The organism is Rhodoferax sp. (assembly GCF_034520025.1).
In the GTDB taxonomy this organism is placed as follows: Bacteria; Pseudomonadota; Gammaproteobacteria; order Burkholderiales; family Burkholderiaceae_C; genus Allorhodoferax.
The window spans coordinates 131,548-147,550 of the sequence record NZ_JAXHNZ010000002.1 but is presented as its reverse complement, the minus strand read 5'-3'; the positions used below and the strand labels follow the sequence as shown (position 1 = coordinate 147,550).

Annotated in this window: 15 protein-coding genes; 7 read left to right on the top strand and 8 right to left on the bottom strand. The window is 58.1% G+C overall.

The window, feature by feature from the left end; all coding sequences use genetic code 11:
- The first annotated feature begins 4 nt into the window (after positions 1–4).
- From trxA to U5L73_RS09025, 4 genes are all read left to right on the top strand, one after another.
- Positions 5–337 carry a thioredoxin TrxA gene (gene trxA, locus U5L73_RS09040; protein ID WP_313875832.1) on the top strand — a complete coding sequence of 111 codons (333 nt, stop codon included), beginning with the start codon at positions 5–7 and terminating at the stop codon, positions 335–337.
- Positions 338–555: 218 nt separating this feature from the next.
- Positions 556–1,821, top strand: a complete 1,266-nt coding sequence (rho, locus tag U5L73_RS09035) for a transcription termination factor Rho (RefSeq protein WP_313875831.1) — start codon at positions 556–558, stop codon at positions 1,819–1,821.
- 108 nt (positions 1,822–1,929) lie between these two features.
- Complete coding sequence (locus U5L73_RS09030; protein ID WP_105259666.1) at positions 1,930–2,187, top strand: type B 50S ribosomal protein L31; 258 nt, start codon at positions 1,930–1,932, stop codon at positions 2,185–2,187.
- Positions 2,188–2,283: 96 nt separating this feature from the next.
- Positions 2,284–3,987: a hypothetical protein gene (locus U5L73_RS09025; protein WP_322562066.1), complete on the top strand. Its 1,704-nt coding sequence runs from the start codon at positions 2,284–2,286 to the stop codon at positions 3,985–3,987.
- A gap of 20 nt (positions 3,988–4,007) precedes the next feature.
- Here the strand turns inward: U5L73_RS09025 and phoR are convergent, their stop codons facing one another.
- The 7 genes from phoR to pstS are packed head-to-tail and all read right to left on the bottom strand — an operon-like array spanning position 4,008 to position 10,584.
- The gene (gene phoR, locus U5L73_RS09020; RefSeq protein WP_322562065.1) at positions 4,008–5,330 is read right to left on the bottom strand and encodes a phosphate regulon sensor histidine kinase PhoR; all 1,323 of its coding nucleotides are present in this window, start codon (positions 5,328–5,330) and stop codon (positions 4,008–4,010) included.
- Positions 5,331–5,347: 17 nt separating this feature from the next.
- Positions 5,348–6,085 (bottom strand): phosphate regulon transcriptional regulator PhoB, encoded by a 738-nt coding sequence (gene phoB, locus U5L73_RS09015; protein WP_313875828.1) that lies wholly within the window; start codon positions 6,083–6,085, stop codon positions 5,348–5,350.
- Entirely contained in the window at positions 6,082–6,783 is a 702-nt protein-coding gene (gene phoU, locus U5L73_RS09010) for a phosphate signaling complex protein PhoU (RefSeq protein ID WP_087497078.1), read from the bottom strand. The genes phoB and phoU overlap by 4 nt, the downstream gene beginning before the upstream one ends.
- A 16-nt stretch (positions 6,784–6,799) precedes the next feature.
- Complete coding sequence (gene pstB / locus U5L73_RS09005; protein WP_322562064.1) at positions 6,800–7,579, bottom strand: phosphate ABC transporter ATP-binding protein PstB; 780 nt, start codon at positions 7,577–7,579, stop codon at positions 6,800–6,802.
- Between the two features lie 36 nt (positions 7,580–7,615).
- Positions 7,616–8,476, bottom strand: coding sequence for a phosphate ABC transporter permease PstA (gene pstA / locus U5L73_RS09000; protein ID WP_313875826.1), 861 nt, complete (start codon positions 8,474–8,476; stop codon positions 7,616–7,618).
- The gene (pstC, locus tag U5L73_RS08995; RefSeq protein WP_416221286.1) at positions 8,473–9,504 is read right to left on the bottom strand and encodes a phosphate ABC transporter permease subunit PstC; all 1,032 of its coding nucleotides are present in this window, start codon (positions 9,502–9,504) and stop codon (positions 8,473–8,475) included. Before pstC ends, pstA begins: the two co-directional genes overlap by 4 nt.
- Before the next feature lie 36 nt (positions 9,505–9,540).
- Entirely contained in the window at positions 9,541–10,584 is a 1,044-nt protein-coding gene (gene pstS, locus U5L73_RS08990) for a phosphate ABC transporter substrate-binding protein PstS (RefSeq protein ID WP_322562063.1), read from the bottom strand.
- 189 nt (positions 10,585–10,773) lie between these two features.
- On the opposite strand from pstS, the gene U5L73_RS08985 reads away from it, so the two are divergent.
- From U5L73_RS08985 to U5L73_RS08975, 3 genes are all read left to right on the top strand, one after another.
- On the top strand, positions 10,774–11,274 hold the full coding sequence (locus U5L73_RS08985; RefSeq protein ID WP_322562062.1) for a fasciclin domain-containing protein: 501 nt from the start codon (positions 10,774–10,776) through the stop codon (positions 11,272–11,274).
- 88 nt (positions 11,275–11,362) lie between these two features.
- Entirely contained in the window at positions 11,363–12,511 is a 1,149-nt protein-coding gene (locus tag U5L73_RS08980) for an ABC transporter substrate-binding protein (RefSeq protein ID WP_322562061.1), read from the top strand.
- Positions 12,512–12,580: 69 nt separating this feature from the next.
- A complete protein-coding gene (locus U5L73_RS08975; RefSeq protein WP_322562060.1) occupies positions 12,581–14,080 on the top strand; it encodes a Ppx/GppA phosphatase family protein in 1,500 nt (499 codons plus the stop codon).
- Here the strand turns inward: U5L73_RS08975 and U5L73_RS08970 are convergent.
- The gene (locus U5L73_RS08970; protein ID WP_322562059.1) at positions 14,077–15,879 is read right to left on the bottom strand and encodes a phosphodiesterase; all 1,803 of its coding nucleotides are present in this window, start codon (positions 15,877–15,879) and stop codon (positions 14,077–14,079) included. The two genes, U5L73_RS08975 and U5L73_RS08970, sit on opposite strands and share 4 nt — an antisense overlap.
- Positions 15,880–16,003 lie beyond the last annotated feature (124 nt).

Below are 16,003 nucleotides of genomic sequence, written 5' to 3'. Positions count from 1 at the left end.
CACCATGGCTAGCGAACTCATCAAACACGTCACAGACGCGACTTTCGAAGCCGACGTTCTGCAATCTGCACAACCCATTCTGGTGGACTACTGGGCAGAGTGGTGCGGCCCCTGCAAAATGATCGCCCCGATTCTCGATGAGGTATCCGCCGCCTACGAAGGCAAGCTCCAGATCGCCAAGATGAATGTGGACGAAAACCGCGACATTCCTGCCAAATTCGGCATCCGCGGCATCCCCACCTTGATGCTGTTCAAGGACGGCCAATTGGCTGCCACCAAGGTAGGTGCGTTGAGCAAGGCTCAGCTCATTGCCTTCATCGACCAGCAACTGGCCTGATCCGCCCGTAAACCATTGCAACCGCGCCGCTGCAGTGCGGTTGCAATTTCCTGTCATAATCATCGTGTCCACCCGCCGGATTGAAGGCGGTCAGCCAGATCAGGCTCAGGACACCGAGGCCAAGCTCACGGTCTTGCCTCAATCCCCACTCCCCTGAATTTTTAGACCACTCTGGTTTTTTGCCGATTTCCGGTTAACGCCCTGACGGGACCCACTCCATGCATTTAAACGAACTTAAAGCACTGCACGTGTCTGAAGTGCTCAAGCAAGCTGAAGAACTTGAGATCGAAAACACGGGCCGCATGCGCAAGCAGGAGTTGATGTTCGCGATCATCAAGAAGCGGGCGCGTGCCGGCGAGCAAATCATTGCCGACGGTGTTTTGGAAATCCTCCCGGATGGCTTCGGCTTCCTGCGCAGCCCGGACACCAGCTACACCGCCAGCACCGACGACATTTACATCAGCCCCAGCCAGGTACGTCGTTTCAACCTGCACACAGGTGACATGATTGAAGGCGAAGTGCGCACCCCCAAAGACGGCGAGCGCTACTTTGCACTGAATAAGCTCGACAAGGTCAACGGCGGCCCCCCTGAAGGCAATAAGCACAAGGTCATGTTCGAAAACTTGACGCCTTTGTTCCCCAAGGTGCAGATGCGCCTCGAGCAGGATGGCCTCAAGACCGACGAAAACATCACCGGCCGGGTGATCGACATCATTGCGCCTATCGGCAAAGGCCAGCGCGCTTTGCTGGTCGCACCGCCCAAGAGCGGTAAGACCGTGATGATGCAGCACATCGCCCACGCCATTTCTGCCAACTACCCTGACAGCCACATGATGGTCTTGCTGGTGGATGAGCGCCCCGAAGAAGTGACCGAGATGCAGCGCACCGTGAAGGGCGAGGTGATTGCCTCTACGTTCGACGAACCAGCTGCACGCCACGTACACGTGGCCGAAATGGTGATTGAACGCGCCAAACGCTTGGTGGAATTGAAAAAGGATGTGGTCATCCTGCTGGACTCCATCACCCGACTGGCCCGCGCCTACAACAACGTGGTGCCCTCCTCGGGCAAAGTGTTGACCGGCGGTGTCGATGCCAACGCGTTGCAGCGCCCCAAGCGCTTTCTCGGTGCAGCCCGCAATGTGGAAGAAGGTGGCTCGCTCACCATCATTGCCACTGCGCTGATCGATACCGGCAGCCGCATGGACGAAGTGATTTTTGAAGAGTTCAAGGGCACAGGCAACAGCGAAGTGCACTTGGACCGTCGCCTCTATGAGAAGCGAATTTTCCCGTCCATCCAACTCAACCGCAGCGGTACCCGCCGTGAAGAGTTGCTGCTGCAACCGGAAATTCTGCAAAAGACCCGCATCCTGCGCCAGTTCCTCTACAACATGGATGAAATCGAATCCATGGAGATGGTGCTCAAGCAAATGCGGGCCACCAAGAACAACAGCGAGTTCTTCGACATGATGCGTCGGGGCGGCTGAAGTCGATAGGCTATAATTTAGGGTTTTCGCGACAAGTACGCCGAGTTTTTATATTGCGCAGGGTTTGCGCAAGGACCGGCGCGGCTAGCGCAACTGATGGAGAAGAGTATGAAAGAAGGCATTCACCCCAACTACCGCGAAGTTTGCTTCCAGGACATGTCCAACGGCTTCAAGTTCGTGACACGTTCTTGCGCAAACACCAAGGAAATGATCGACATGGAAGACGGCCGTAAGCTGCCCCTCTTCAAGCTCGATACCACCAGCGAATCCCACCCCTTCTATACCGGCACCCAAAAGTCGGTGGACAACATGGGTGGACGCGTGGAACGGTTCCGCAACCGTTTCGGCAAGACCGCAGCGAAGTAATCGCCGTTCAGGCTTTGGCCTGGGTTGGTATAAAAGCAGCACGGACATCCGGGCTGCTTTTTTTTTGATCACTGTTCTCAACCTCTCAAGATCCGCGTGAACCATCCGACACCTGCTATCGTGGCGCAAACCTCTGTCAGGCGCCTTCCCCGCCTCGCGTTGCTGCTGCTATGTCTTGCGTTCATTGCAGCGGGCTTCATCGGTCGGGACGCATGGCGAAGCGCGGATCTAAGTACACTGGGCTTTATGGCCGCCCTGAGCCGTGGTGAAGCCTCCTGGTGGTATCCCACGATGTTGGGAGTTGCCCCTGACTTCCCCTCGCTGCTGCCTTATTGGTTGGGCGCATGGGCGTTGCAACTCGCACCGCCGGGCGTCAACTCAGACTTCTGGGTCCGTATTCCTTTTATTCTTTTGCTGACACTGGCCTTTGTCAGCACCTGGTACGGCAGCTATTACCTCGCCCGCACACCTGCGGCCCAACCGGTGGCTTTCGCCTTTGGCGGCGAAGCCCACCCCACCGACTATGCCCGCGCCATGGCAGACGGCGGCTTGCTCGCTTTCATGGCTTCGCTGGGACTGGCACAACTCAGTCACGAGACCACCCCCGCATTGGCCCAGTTGGGGTTCAGTGCGCTCCTGTTTTATGCGCTGAGTGCATTGCCGTACCACCGGACCGCACCCTTGTTCTGCGCGGGACTGGGGATGCTGGGCATGAGCTTGAGCGGAGCACCAGCACTCGCCCTGATGTTCGGCGTTGGCGGCGCTTGCATCCACGGTGTGGACCGTCGCTCTGCGAATGATGAAGGCGACCCGCTCCGCCATCAGACCCTAGACGCAGCCCTGTTGCTGTTGATGGCCCTTGCAGTCGCTCGGATCGCAAAAATTCTGGGCTTGTGGGTGTGGAAAGTCGAGTGGCCCACCCTGACTTGGGACTACTGGAACGGCCATATTCAGCTGCTGCTTTGGTTTACCTGGCCCGCATGGCCTCTGGCGCTCTACAGTGCGTGGCGCTGGCGCAAGCAGCTGTTCAACCTGAACATCAGCCGCCATTTGTCCTTGCCAGCTTGGTTTATTGTGACCAGCGTAGGCACTATGTTGCTCTCCGGCGCACCCGACCGCACGCTACTTTTGGCATTGCCGGCCTTTGCGGCAATGGCGGCATTCGCTTTGCCCACCCTGCGTCGCCAAGTCGCCGCCCTGATTGACTGGTTCACCCTCTTGTTCTTTACCGGCTGCGGCATTGTGATCTGGGTCGTATGGATCGCCATGCAAACAAGTACTCCGCCACAACCGGCAGCCAACGTGGCCCGGTTGGCGCCGGGCTATGAAGCCGAGTTCCAGATCTTGCCCTTTGCCTTTGCCGTGTTGGCCACCTTGGCCTGGGGTTGGCTGGTGCGGTGGCGCGCCGGTAGGCACCGCGCTGCCATCTGGAAAAGTCTCGTCCTGCCAGCAAGCGGAGCATCCCTGTGCTGGCTGTTGCTGATGACCCTCTGGATGCCTTTGCTTGACTATGCGCAAAGTGCCAAGACCATGGTGAAACAGACGCGAGCCACGATTCAAGCAGGGGAATGTGCCATCGTTTTGAATCTGGACCCAGCGCAAACCGCCGCCTTGGGTTGGTATGGTGGCATCGATCTCCAGCCGATCAACACCACCAAAACCTGTCAATGGATGTTGACCGAACCCGCCCGAAATTCAGAAATGCCCGCAGGCGTTGATCGCACTATTTGGGGTGCTCACACCTTGGTGCAGCATCCGGTCGCGAGTTCCGAGATGTTCTGGATTCTGAAACGGCAATGAAACCGAGGGATGCGGCCCACTCAGTGCATGCGTAAACGGGCTGCCTTGAAACGCAATCGGAATGTAGAACCACGGCCCGGCACGCTTTCAATCAAGAGCTCTGCGCCATGCCGCTGGGCCACGTGCTTCACGATGGCCAAGCCCAGCCCCGTGCCGCCCGTGTCGCGTGAACGGCTCCGGTCCACCCGGTAGAAACGTTCGGTCAGGCGGGGCAGATGTTCAGGCGCAATGCCGGGGCCGGTGTCCTGCACTGACAGCTCGGCTTCCCCGTCGCCGGTTTTTCGCCATTGCACCACGATGGTTTTGTCTGCGGGGGTATACCGGACCGCATTGCCGATCAAGTTGAACACCGCGCTATGAATTTCGGTGGCAGAACCTGTCACGGCCACTGCATCCGCAACTGTGAACTGGATGTCCTGAGCTCTGCCCCACAGCAATACCGACAAATTGTGGGCTTCCTGCTTGCATTGCTGCAAGAGCTGCACCATGTCGACCAAATCAGCTCCCGAAGGTGCGGGGCTTCCTTCCAAGCGTGACAGTGTGAGCAAATCGTCCACCAAACTCTGCATACGCGTGGCCTGCTGGGACATCAAGCCGAGGTACTTCCCCTGCTCAGCCTCGTCCAAGGGCAAGGTCTGAAGCGTTTCTACAAACCCTGCCAAGACAGTCAAGGGGGTGCGAATCTCGTGCGATACGTTGGCCACAAAATCTCGGCGCATGGCCTCCGCCTGCTCCAAGGCGGTAATGTCACGTGACAACAGCAGATTGCGCCCCTCGCCGTAAGGGTGCAAGTGCACCGACAACTGAACAGGCTTGGATCCTGTGTTTTCACGCCCGGGCATCACCAGACCATGGCTAAACTCTTGCCCAGCGTAATAGCTAGCAAAGCCGGGGTCACGCACCAGATTGCCGAAATGCTGCAGCATGTCACGGCGAGCATCAAAACCGAAGTGTTGGCCTGCCATCTGGTTGAACCATTCGATACGGCCGGCAGCATCTAACAACACCACCCCGTTGGGAGAGGCCTGCAACGCGGCCAGAAAATCCTGGAGCTTGGTATCGCCTTCAGCGACGCGGCGCTCGCGTGAGCGCATTTGCCGGCGCGTACGGTCCGCGACTTCGCCCCAAAAGCCAAAACCCAAATGCAGTTCGGTCGACTCACCCGCCTGTAACCAACGCATCAGGCGAAAACCGCGCGCGGAGTCCAAGAGCATCCACAGGAAACCGCCTGCGAGCGCCCCGGCCAAAGCACCCCAGAGCGGCTCGAACCGTTGTACTAAAAAATAGCCAGCAATACCAGCCAGCCCCTGCAATAACAGGAAAGAAGCGAAACGAAGAAACATGCAGAAACCGTGACGCCTCAGGCGCTGGCGCGATCAGCTGAGGGTTGTGAAGAGACAATCGGCATTGCAGGCTTGGCAGTCAAGCGATAACCGGCACCCCGCACGGTTTCCACCATTACGCCGGCATGGGACAAGGCTTCCCGGAGACGCTTCACATGAACGTCTACGGTGCGCTCTTCGATGTAGACGTGATCGCCCCACACGTTGTCCAACAACTGGGCACGGCTGTGCACCCGCTCGGCATGCCCCATCAGGTAATGCAACAGCTTGAACTCCGTGGGTCCAAGCTTCAGCGCCGCGCCCTCAAAAGACACACGATGGGTCGATGAATCCAGGGTCAAACCGGCAATGGTCAGCGCCTCGCCCGTGCTCTCGGGAGTGCGACGACGCAAGACCGCACGCACCCGCGCCAGCAACTCTTTGGTTGAAAATGGCTTGGCAATGTAATCGTCAGCACCCGCATCCAGACCGGCAACCCGATCTGCCTCGTCGCCACGCGCTGTCAGCATGATGATGGGCACTTCTTTGGTCCGGGGATCCGCGCGCCAGCGTTTGGCCAACACCAGGCCACTCTCACCGGGCAGCATCCAGTCCAGCAAAATGAGATCGGGGACTCCGTCATCGATCTCGCGCTGAGCAGAGTCACTGTCCATCGCCCATCGCGGGCGGAACCCGTTATGTCGCAGGTTGACGGCGATCAATTCAGCGATGGCCGACTCGTCCTCGACCACCAGCACGGCGGGCATATTTTTCATTTCACAACCGACTCAATTTTCTCCATCGTGGAGTGGCGCACATCCTCGCCTTTCACCACATAGATGATGAACTCTGCAATGTTTTTGGAATGGTCGCCAATGCGTTCAATAGCCTTGGCCAGGAACAGCAAGTCCAGGCTTGGCGAAATCATGCGGGGGTCTTCCATCATGTAGGTCACCAGCTTGCGGACGAAACCATCAAACTCCGCATCGATCAAGTCGTCTTCTTTGAGGATAGAGACCGCTGCGTTCACATCCAAGCGCGCGAATGCGTCCAACGCCTTGTTGAGCAAACCGGAGGCCAAATCGGCAGCCACCCGCAACTCCAACGAGGGCAGGGAACGCGGTGCTCCGCTGTGAATGATCGAGCGCACCATACGGGCGATTTTTTCCGCCTCGTCACCCACACGTTCCAGGTTGGCGGTGGTTTTGGAAATAGCGATCAACAAGCGCAAATCACGGGCCGTCGGCTGGCGACGCGCAATGATGCTGGACAAGTCACGGTCAATCTCCAACTCCATTGCATTGACGCGAGCCTCGCGAGCAGTCACCTCATCGGCAACCTCCACGCTGAATTGGGACAAGGCGTAAATCGCTTGGCGGATTTGTGACTCCACCAAGCCACCAAGCTCCATCACCTGCGAGGAAACCGAAGTCAGTTCACTGTCGAACTGCGTAGAAAGATGTTTATCGGGCATATCGTCCTCTCCTTGCTTAGCCGAAACGGCCGGTGATGTAGTCTTCTGTTTCTTTGCGTGTCGGCTTAAAGAACATCTGCTCTGTCGGGCCAAACTCCACCAGATCACCCAGGTACATGTAAGCGGTGTAGTCGCTGCAACGAGCGGCTTGCTGCATGTTGTGGGTCACGATCAAGACGGTGTAATCGTTCTTGAGTTCGACGATCAACTCTTCCACTTTCGCAGTCGAAATCGGGTCGAGCGCCGAGCAAGGCTCATCGAGCAGCAAGACTTCAGGCCTGATCGCGATACCGCGGGCGATACACAAACGCTGCTGTTGGCCGCCCGACAGGCTGGAGCCGCTCTGGTGCAACTTGTCTTTCACTTCAGTCCACAGTGCCGACTTGCGTAGCGCCCACTCGACGCGCTCTTCCATATCGGTTGCGCTGAGCTTTTCGAACAGCTTCACACCGAAGGCAATGTTGTCGTAAATGGACATCGGGAACGGTGTCGGCTTCTGGAACACCATGCCGACCTTGGCACGCAACAAGGCCACGTCTTCTTTGCTGGTCAGCAGGTTCTGGCCGTCCAACAGGATTTGGCCCTCAGCGCGCTGCTCGGGATACAACTCGAACATGCGGTTAAAGATACGCAACAGAGTGGACTTGCCGCAACCGGAGGGGCCGATGAAGGCGGTGACGCGCTTCTCGGGGATTTCCATGTTGATGCCTTTGAGGGCGTGGAACTTGCCGTAGTAGAAGTTCAGGTCCTTGACGGAAATCTTGGACTTGGTCGGGGCGCTAGGTGTGTTCAACATACAAGTAATCCTTTAAACGTCAGTGCGCTGCGCGCATCAGGCCTTGGAACGGGTCAATACCCGCGCCAGAATGTTCAATCCGAGCACAGTCAGGGTAATCAAGAAGACCCCTGCCCAGGCGAGTTGCTGCCAGTTCTCATACGGGCTCATGGCAAATTTGAAGATCGTGACCGGCAAGCTGGCCATAGGTTCGCTCAGCGACGATGTCCAGAACTGGTTGCTCAAAGCAGTAAACAGCAGCGGCGCAGTCTCACCAGCAATACGGGCAACAGCCAACAACACGCCGGTAATCACACCAGCACGGGCCGCCTTAAGGGTGATGCTCAAGATCACCTTCCACTTCGGGGCACCCAATGCGTAGGCCGCTTCGCGCAATCCGGCAGGCACCAGCTGCAACATGTTTTCCGTGGTCCGGATCACCACCGGAATCACGATTAGGGACAGCGCCAAAATGCCAGCGTACCCGGAGAAAGATTTGAACCGCGACACCACCACAGCGTAGACAAACAAACCGACCACGATGGAAGGTGCAGACAACAGAATGTCGTTCACAAACCGCACGGTGGCTGCCAGCCAGCTCTTGTTGTCGAACTCGACAAGGTAAATACCAGCCATCACACCGATGGGCGTACCCAAGCAGGTGGCGAGAAACACCATCAAAAACGAGCCGTAAATTGCGTTGGCCAGGCCACCGGCTTCATTCGGCGGAGGGGTCATTTGGGTCAGCGTGGCAATAGACAAGCCACCGAGACCCAAGCGAACGGTTTCCCACAAAATCCAGAACAACCAGAACAGTCCGAATGCCATGGCGGCCAGCGCGAGGCCAGTGACCAGCACGTTGACGCGCTTGCGCTGGGCAAAACGTGCGGAGCGGGTTTGGGCGAGTGTGGCACTCATGACTTGGCACCTTCCGATTTGCGCAACTGCGCCAAAAGAACTTTAGACAACGACAAAATCACGAAGGTGATGAAGAACAGTACCAAGCCGAGGTACATCAGAGCAGCCTGGTGGAGCCCCTCGCCGGCTTCCGCGAACTCGTTAGCAAGTGCAGAGGTAATACTGTTTGCTGCCTGGAACAGGCTGACCGAATCCAGTTGGTTGAAGTTGCCGATCACGAAGGTGACCGCCATGGTTTCACCAATCGCGCGCCCCAGACCTAGCATGATGCCTCCGATGACGCCTGTCTTGGTATAGGGCAACACCACCTTGGAGACAACCTCCCAGGTCGTAGCGCCTAAGCCATATGCAGACTCTTTGAGCATGGGTGGTGTCACTTCAAACACGTCACGCATCACCGAAGCGATGAACGGGATGATCATGATGGCCAAGATGATGCCGGCCGACAGAATGCCGATACCGACCGGTGGGCCTGAGAAGAACGCGCCCAAATAAGGCACGCCTGCAGTCATCGCCTGGATTGGTTGCTGCACATGCGTGGCGAGCACTGGGCCAAACACCAGCAGGCCCCACATGCCATACACGATCGATGGCACAGCAGCCAGCAGTTCAATAGCGGTACCTAGAGGGCGCTTGAGCCAAGCAGGCGACAACTCTGTCAAAAACAGGGCGATACCAAAACTGACCGGCACCGCAATCAGGAGCGCAATCAAAGAGGTTGCTACCGTGCCGTAAATCATGACCAAGCCACCGAATTCTTCCTGCACAGGATCCCAAGTGGTACTGGTCAGAAAAGACAAGCCGTATTTGCTGATAGCCGGCCACGCGCTCATGGTGAGGGTGGCGAGAATGGACACAAGCAGAATCAGGGTAACTAGCGCAGACGCTTTGGCTGCATAGCCAAATAAACGGTCTGCCATGGGGCCTGAGCGGGCTCTCTTTATCGATGGTGGTGTGGTCATGGCGCGAGTAGGCGGTTGAACAATCGTTTGACTCGGGGAATCCCCACGAACGAGTGTAGATGACATGGGGATTTCCTCCGTCAAGATCGATTCAACAAAGGCTTACTTGAACGCGACGGGCTTGCCAGCGCCGTCTTTGATTTCACCCCAAGACTTTTGGATCGCAGCGACAACAGAATCAGGCATAGGAACGTAGTCAAGCGCAGTTGCAGCTTGGTCACCGTTCGCATAGGCCCAGTTAAAGAACTTCAAGGCCTCTGTCGCGCTGGCGGGCTTGTCTTGCTTTAGGTGCATCAAGATAAAGGTTGCACCGCTAATGGGCCACGCGTCTTTGCCGGGCTGGTTCGTAAGGATGTGATAGAAAGTTCTATTCCAATCTGCGCCAGCAGCTGCAGCTTTAAAAGAGTCGTCTTCCGGCTTCACAAAGTTGCCCGCAGAGTTTTGCATGACCGCGTAGTTCATTTTGTTTTGCTTGACGTACGAGTACTCGACGTAACCCATGGAGTTGGGCAAGCGGGCCACAAATGCAGCAACGCCTTCATTACCCTTGCCACCGGCACCCACGGGCCAGTTCACGGCTGTACCTTCACCCACCTTGGATTTCCACTCCGCATTCACCTTGCTCAGGTAGTTGGTGAAAATGAAGGTAGTGCCGGAGCCGTCTGCGCGGCGCACTTGTGCGATCGGTGCGTCAGGCAAGTTCAGGCCAGGGTTCAACGACTTGATCGCTGGATCGTTCCACTTGGCAACCTTGCCCAAAAAGATATCACCCAACACTTGACCTGTCAGCTTTAACTGGCCGGGCTCAATGCCCTTCACGTTGATCACCGGGACCACGCCACCCATCACGGTGGGGAATTGCATTTGACCCTTGCTCTTCAGCACTTCGTCGGTCTGGGGCATGTCAGAAGCGCCGAAATCCACCGTCTTGGAGTCGATTTGCTTGATACCACCACCGGAGCCGATGGACTGGTAATTCACTTTGATACCAGTGGCCTTGTTGTAATCGGACGCCCACTTAGCGTAGATTGGGGCTGGGAATGTGGCGCCCGCGCCGGTGATTTCTTGGGCCGAGGCGACGCCAGCGGTGGTCAGCAGGGTGCCGGCAGCGACTGCCAGAGCGATTCGGTGGAAAGTCATTGTCATGGAAAGCCTTTAAAAGCAGGTTTGGGAAAACTCAGACAGGTTGAACTTTAAGAACCTTTTGTGACAGGTTTGTGACGCCAATCCAAGAAGGGCTGGCGGCACCAACTGGCACGGTATTTTGCACAAATTTGTCATATTTCCGTCATAAAAAATTCTTACGCTTTGCCGTTTTCAACCTTGGAGTTCACCATGTCTGCTTTTGCACATCCCCGCCGTTCTCTGTTGGTCGCAGCTGCGCTGGTAGCTGCGCTGAGTGGCTGCGCCACCGTGTCCCAACCCACCAATGTGGCCGACACCATTGCCCGCACACCCGAGCTCAGCACCCTGAACAGCCTGGTCACCAAAGCAGGCCTGACCGAGACCCTGAAGTCCGCAGGCCCTTTCACCGTATTCGCGCCCAGCAACGAGGCGTTCAAAGCAGTTCCCGCCAAAACCCTCAACGAACTGGCAGCCAACCCTGACAAGCTCAAGGCGGTGCTCGCTTACCACGTAGTCCCCGGGAAACTGATGGCCGCCGACGTCAAAAACAGCAACGTCAAGAGCGTGCAGGGATCCAACCTGGCCCTCGCCAAGGCCGGTACCTTTGTGATCGTGGAAACAGCCACCGTCACCACCGCAGACATCTCTGCAACCAACGGCGTCGTGCACGTGGTGGACACCGTCCTGCTGCCACCTGCCCCGAAAAAGTAAGCACTCCAAAAATTCAATCAAATTAGCTGCTAGCGCTCGTAAATAGTGCGCTAGCAGCTATTATTTTTATAGCATTACAAAAAACACCATGCCCTTCACGTCGTTGTGCCAAACCCGCCGGACCACGCTTCGCCAACTCGCATGGGGTGGCTTCGCCTTAAGTGCCACGCCCGCGTTTTGCCAGACGGGCAAAGCGGGCGCAGCGGCGGCCGGAGCCACCGTGGTGCAGATCGTGGATACGTCGCCCACACAAATCGACGTGTCCAAAGACTTTTTGGTGGGCTCGCGTGCGGCGTGGCAAGACCTCAATGCCCGCGGCGGCCTGCGGGGCAAGCCGGTGCGGCATCTGGTCCTTGAAGTGGATGGCAGCCCCAAGGCCCTCCGCGGGGTCGCAGACACCCTCAAGGCCATGCCCGAATGTGTCGCAGCAGTGGGCACCGTGGGCGACAAAACAGCCGGTCAGTTGGCCGCCATCCTGCGGCGCGAAATGCCCGAGCTCCCCCATGTCGCCCCCTGGCTACACAACCCGGGCGATGGCAGTGACAACACCTTCGGCATTTTTGCGACCCGCCAAGAGCAAATCGCCTATGCCATCAAGTCCCTCGCCGTCATAGGGGTGCAGCAGGTTGGTGCCGTCTACGCCAACCCCCTCGAAATGGCGCTGTACCGCGAAGACATGGACCGCGCAGCGACCGCGCTGCAGCTCAAATTGCACACCTATTCGCCCAGCACCTCACTCGACAAACTCGCAGGCACCTTGAACGCCCAAAGCCCCCGGATTCTGATTTTTTTAGGTGGTACGCCCGAGCTAGCGCAATTTGCGCAGGGTATCGAAAAGCAGGCCGCCCAGCGTTACCTGATTGCTATGTCCGATGTCAATGTGGTGGCCCTGCAGCAGCTCGGCGTTTCGCGCTTCAGCCCTGTCATCTCTGCGCAAAGTGTGCCGCCCGTGAACAGCAACCTCCCGCTGGTGCGGGCGTACCGCGAGGTCATGGGGCGCCTGTATGACGAGCCGCCAACCGCCCAGAGCCTGGCCGGCTTTGTTTCGGCACGCTACTGCGCGGAGGTACTGCAGGGCGTAGAGGGCAACATCACCCGCAACAATGCCATGCTAGCCTTCAGCAAACGGAATGCCATCGATCTCGCAGGGCTGCGCCTGAACCCCGACACGCGCAAGCGCACCAGTGTGCTGGTGACCCAAAGCATGCTCGGCGCAGACGGCAAAATAGTGGGGTAAGCCGAAGCCCCCGATGGCTGCGGGGGTACCATGCAGCCTGAGCCGAACAACTTCTCACCTGACACACACATGACACATGGAAACCGCCTAGCTGCCGTGGACTTAGGGTCCAACAGCTTCAGGCTCGAAATCGGGCGGGTAGACCACGGCGAATTTCAACGCACCGAGTACCTCAAAGAGACCGTACGCCAAGGCGGCGGCCTCGACGAAGACCGCAACCTCACACCGGCCGCCATGCAGTCGGGCTGGGAATGCCTGGCCCGCTTCGGCGAGCGCCTGGCCGGCTTCAAGCCGCATGAGGTCAAGGCCGTCGCCACCCAGACCCTGCGCGAAGCCCGCAACCGCGATGTTTTCTTAGAGAAAGCCAACGCAGTATTGGGCTTTCCGATCGACGTCATTTCCGGCCGTGAAGAGGCCCGGCTGATCTACCAAGGCGTTGCGCACATGCTGCCGGTGACCACAGAGCGCCGCTTGGTGATCGATGTGGGTGGCCGCTCGACCGAGCTGATTTTGGGGCAAGGCCTGACGCCCGGCACCATGGAGTCGTACCGGGTCGGCAGTATTGCCTGGTCCAAGCGGTATTTCCCGGACGGGCAATTCACCGCCAAGGCCTTCGAGATTGCAGAGGTCGCGGCCAAAGCGGTCCTCGATGAGGCGTTTGATGCCTATCACCCCGACCTCTGGGACACGGCCTATGGCTCTGCGGGCACCGTAAGCGCCATCGGCGATGTGCTAGTTGCGGCCGGCTGGCCCGAGGGGGTTTTGACGCAAGAGGGGCTGGACTGGTTCCTTGAACGCCTGATTGCCGCCCAAAGCGCAGACCGTGTCCGCATGCCCGGCATGCGGGAAGACCGCCGCGCCATCATCGGCGGTGGCCTGAGCGTGATGCGGGCTATTTTCAGCCTGCTGGGCATTACCGAGATGCAACAAGCCAGCGGCGGCCTGCGCCACGGCCTGATTTGCGACCTGACAGGCGGCGCCCGCGACTATGGTGATTTGCGCACCAAGAGCGTGCAGCGGCTGGCCACCAAATTTGCCGTGGACTTGGTCCAAAGCGCGCGCGTCAGTAAGGTGGCAACCCACCTGCTCAAACAAGTGCTGAGCAGCCACGAAACCACAGACCCCGAGCGGCTGATGCGTAAGCTGGGTTGGGCGGCTGAGCTCCATGAAATCGGCAGCCATATTGCCCACAGCGACTACCACAAACATGGGGCCTACATTTTGGACAACGCAGACGCTGCGGGCTTCTCGCTCTCAGAAATGCACCGCCTGAGCTTGCTGGTTTTGGGGCACCGGGGCAAATTGCGCAAACTGGAATCGGTGCTAAGCCAAGACGATCTGGTACTGCAACTGATTTGTCTGCGCCTGGCAGTCATCTTGTGCCATGCGCGGCGGGACCCCGACCTCAAGGGCATGGCGCTCACCACCGGCCCGCAGGGCACACACCGCCTGCATCTGGCCTGCCGCACCAGCTGGGCAGTCGCCTACCCTCAGAGCGCGCATCTTTTGCGGGAAGAAGAGCTGGCGTGGCAAAAGGCCCCGTGGACCCTGCATATCAGCGGGATTTAAGCCAGCACTGTTTCGTGTAACCCGGTGGGGGACAACTTGGCGTCATGCTTGGCCATGGCCGCCAGGTTGGCCACATCTTCCGCACGGGTGAACTGGTGGCCATCGACCACCACCGCACCGATCGACAAGGTAGTGCAAGGGAAAAAGCGGCGCACGCCGTGCCTGTCTTCGGCTTCAATGCCCCCCGCTTGACGCGCGTTTTCATCAAACAAGGCGCGGGCGCGCTCTTCAAATTCGGCCACCAAGCGCTCGCAGCGAGCCCGCCAGTCCTCGCTTTGGAACAGCAGGATGAAGTCGTCACCGCCCACATGGCCCAGAAAGTCGCGCTGGGCATCGCACTGCTCCATGGCAATGCGTGCCAGAAGGCGGATCATCTCGTCGCCCCGCCAGTACCCGTAATAGTCGTTGTACGGCTTGAAATGGTTCAGGTCGGCATAACACGCCACAAAGCACGCCTGCTTTTTCAACAAGCGCTCGATGTGCTGGGTAATGGGAATGTTGCCCGGTAAAAACGTCAGGGGATTGGCGTGGCGGGCTGCCTCGATCCGGGTTTCGGTGACCGACCGGACCAGTTGGTCCCCTGTACCGATCCCCACATAGCGGCCATTGTCTGTGGCGATGAATCCGTCGCTTAGGTAGCGCTGATCCTGCGAGGTCAGAATGCCGACCAACTCGTCCACACTGTGTTCACGCTCAATCAGGCGGGGCTCCATGTTGGCATGCACCACACAAGGCTTGCGGCCCCACACCTCACGGTAATAGAGCTTGCTGTATTCGTTCATGAAATGCGCGCGATTGATGATGCCCACCGGGCGCTCCCCCTCCACCACCGCGACCGCGTGCAAGGCGCTGTTGTCCAGAAAAATCCAAGCCAGCGTGTCATTGTGGGTTTCAGGGCTCACCGTGGGTGCGCGTACCAGCGACAGGCTGCGCAAATGCCCGCCTTGCGACAAGCGACCCAGCTCCGGGAAGACCGCCACTTGGCGCTCTTGCAGCACCTGTTTGGGCAGTGCCGGCAGCCACTGCAGGGGCACAGCATCCGGCCGCCCCAGAAAATAACCTTGGCCATACTCAATGCCCACATCGCGCAACACCCGCAGGTCCTCTGCCGTTTCAATACCCTCAGCAACCAGCGCGGTACCAAAGATGGTGGCAATGTGCTGTAGGGCCTGAATGGTTTTGAGCTTGTCGCCGTGGGCGCTGATGTTGCGGGTGAAGTACTTGTCGATCTTCACCACCTCTGGCTTAATCTGCGACCAAAGCCGCAAGCTGGAGCGGCCATCCCCAAAATCATCCAGTGCCAGTGCCAAACCGGCGGCGCGGACCTCTTGCACCACCTCGGCAAGGCGATCCATGTTGTCCACCCGCTCGTGCTCGGTAATCTCGAGTACCAGCATACGGGGAGTGACATGGAAGTCATGAATCCACTCCAGCAAGCCTTGATGCCCACGCCGCTCGTAGGCAGTAATCAAGGCTTCTGCACTAATATTCACAAACAAGCGACCGGCCGTTTGCAAGCGACCCCACGAACGCAGGGTAGCCCTCACGCAGGCAGTTTCAAATGCATAGCCCAAGCCCTCCTCGTCTGCGGCGCGTAGCAAAGCGTCGGGGGTATGAAGCGCAGTGCCTTGCGGGCCGCGTATCAGAGCTTCATGGGCGTACACCGAGCCATCGTCGAGTTTGACAATGGGTTGAAAAACCGGGTACAGCGACCTGGCCCGCAATACTGCCTCGAGGGGTCTTGGCCCGCTACTTTTAGGCACACTGCCCTGAACCAATCTCAAAGGAATTGATGACATGGCGAGCTTCCAAACGACAAAAAGGAGCGCAAGTGTGCCGATTTTTTATGACATCTAAATGACACAAATCTGCAAAATTTAAACGGTATAAACTATATATACCGTTTAACAAAAGGAGTGACCT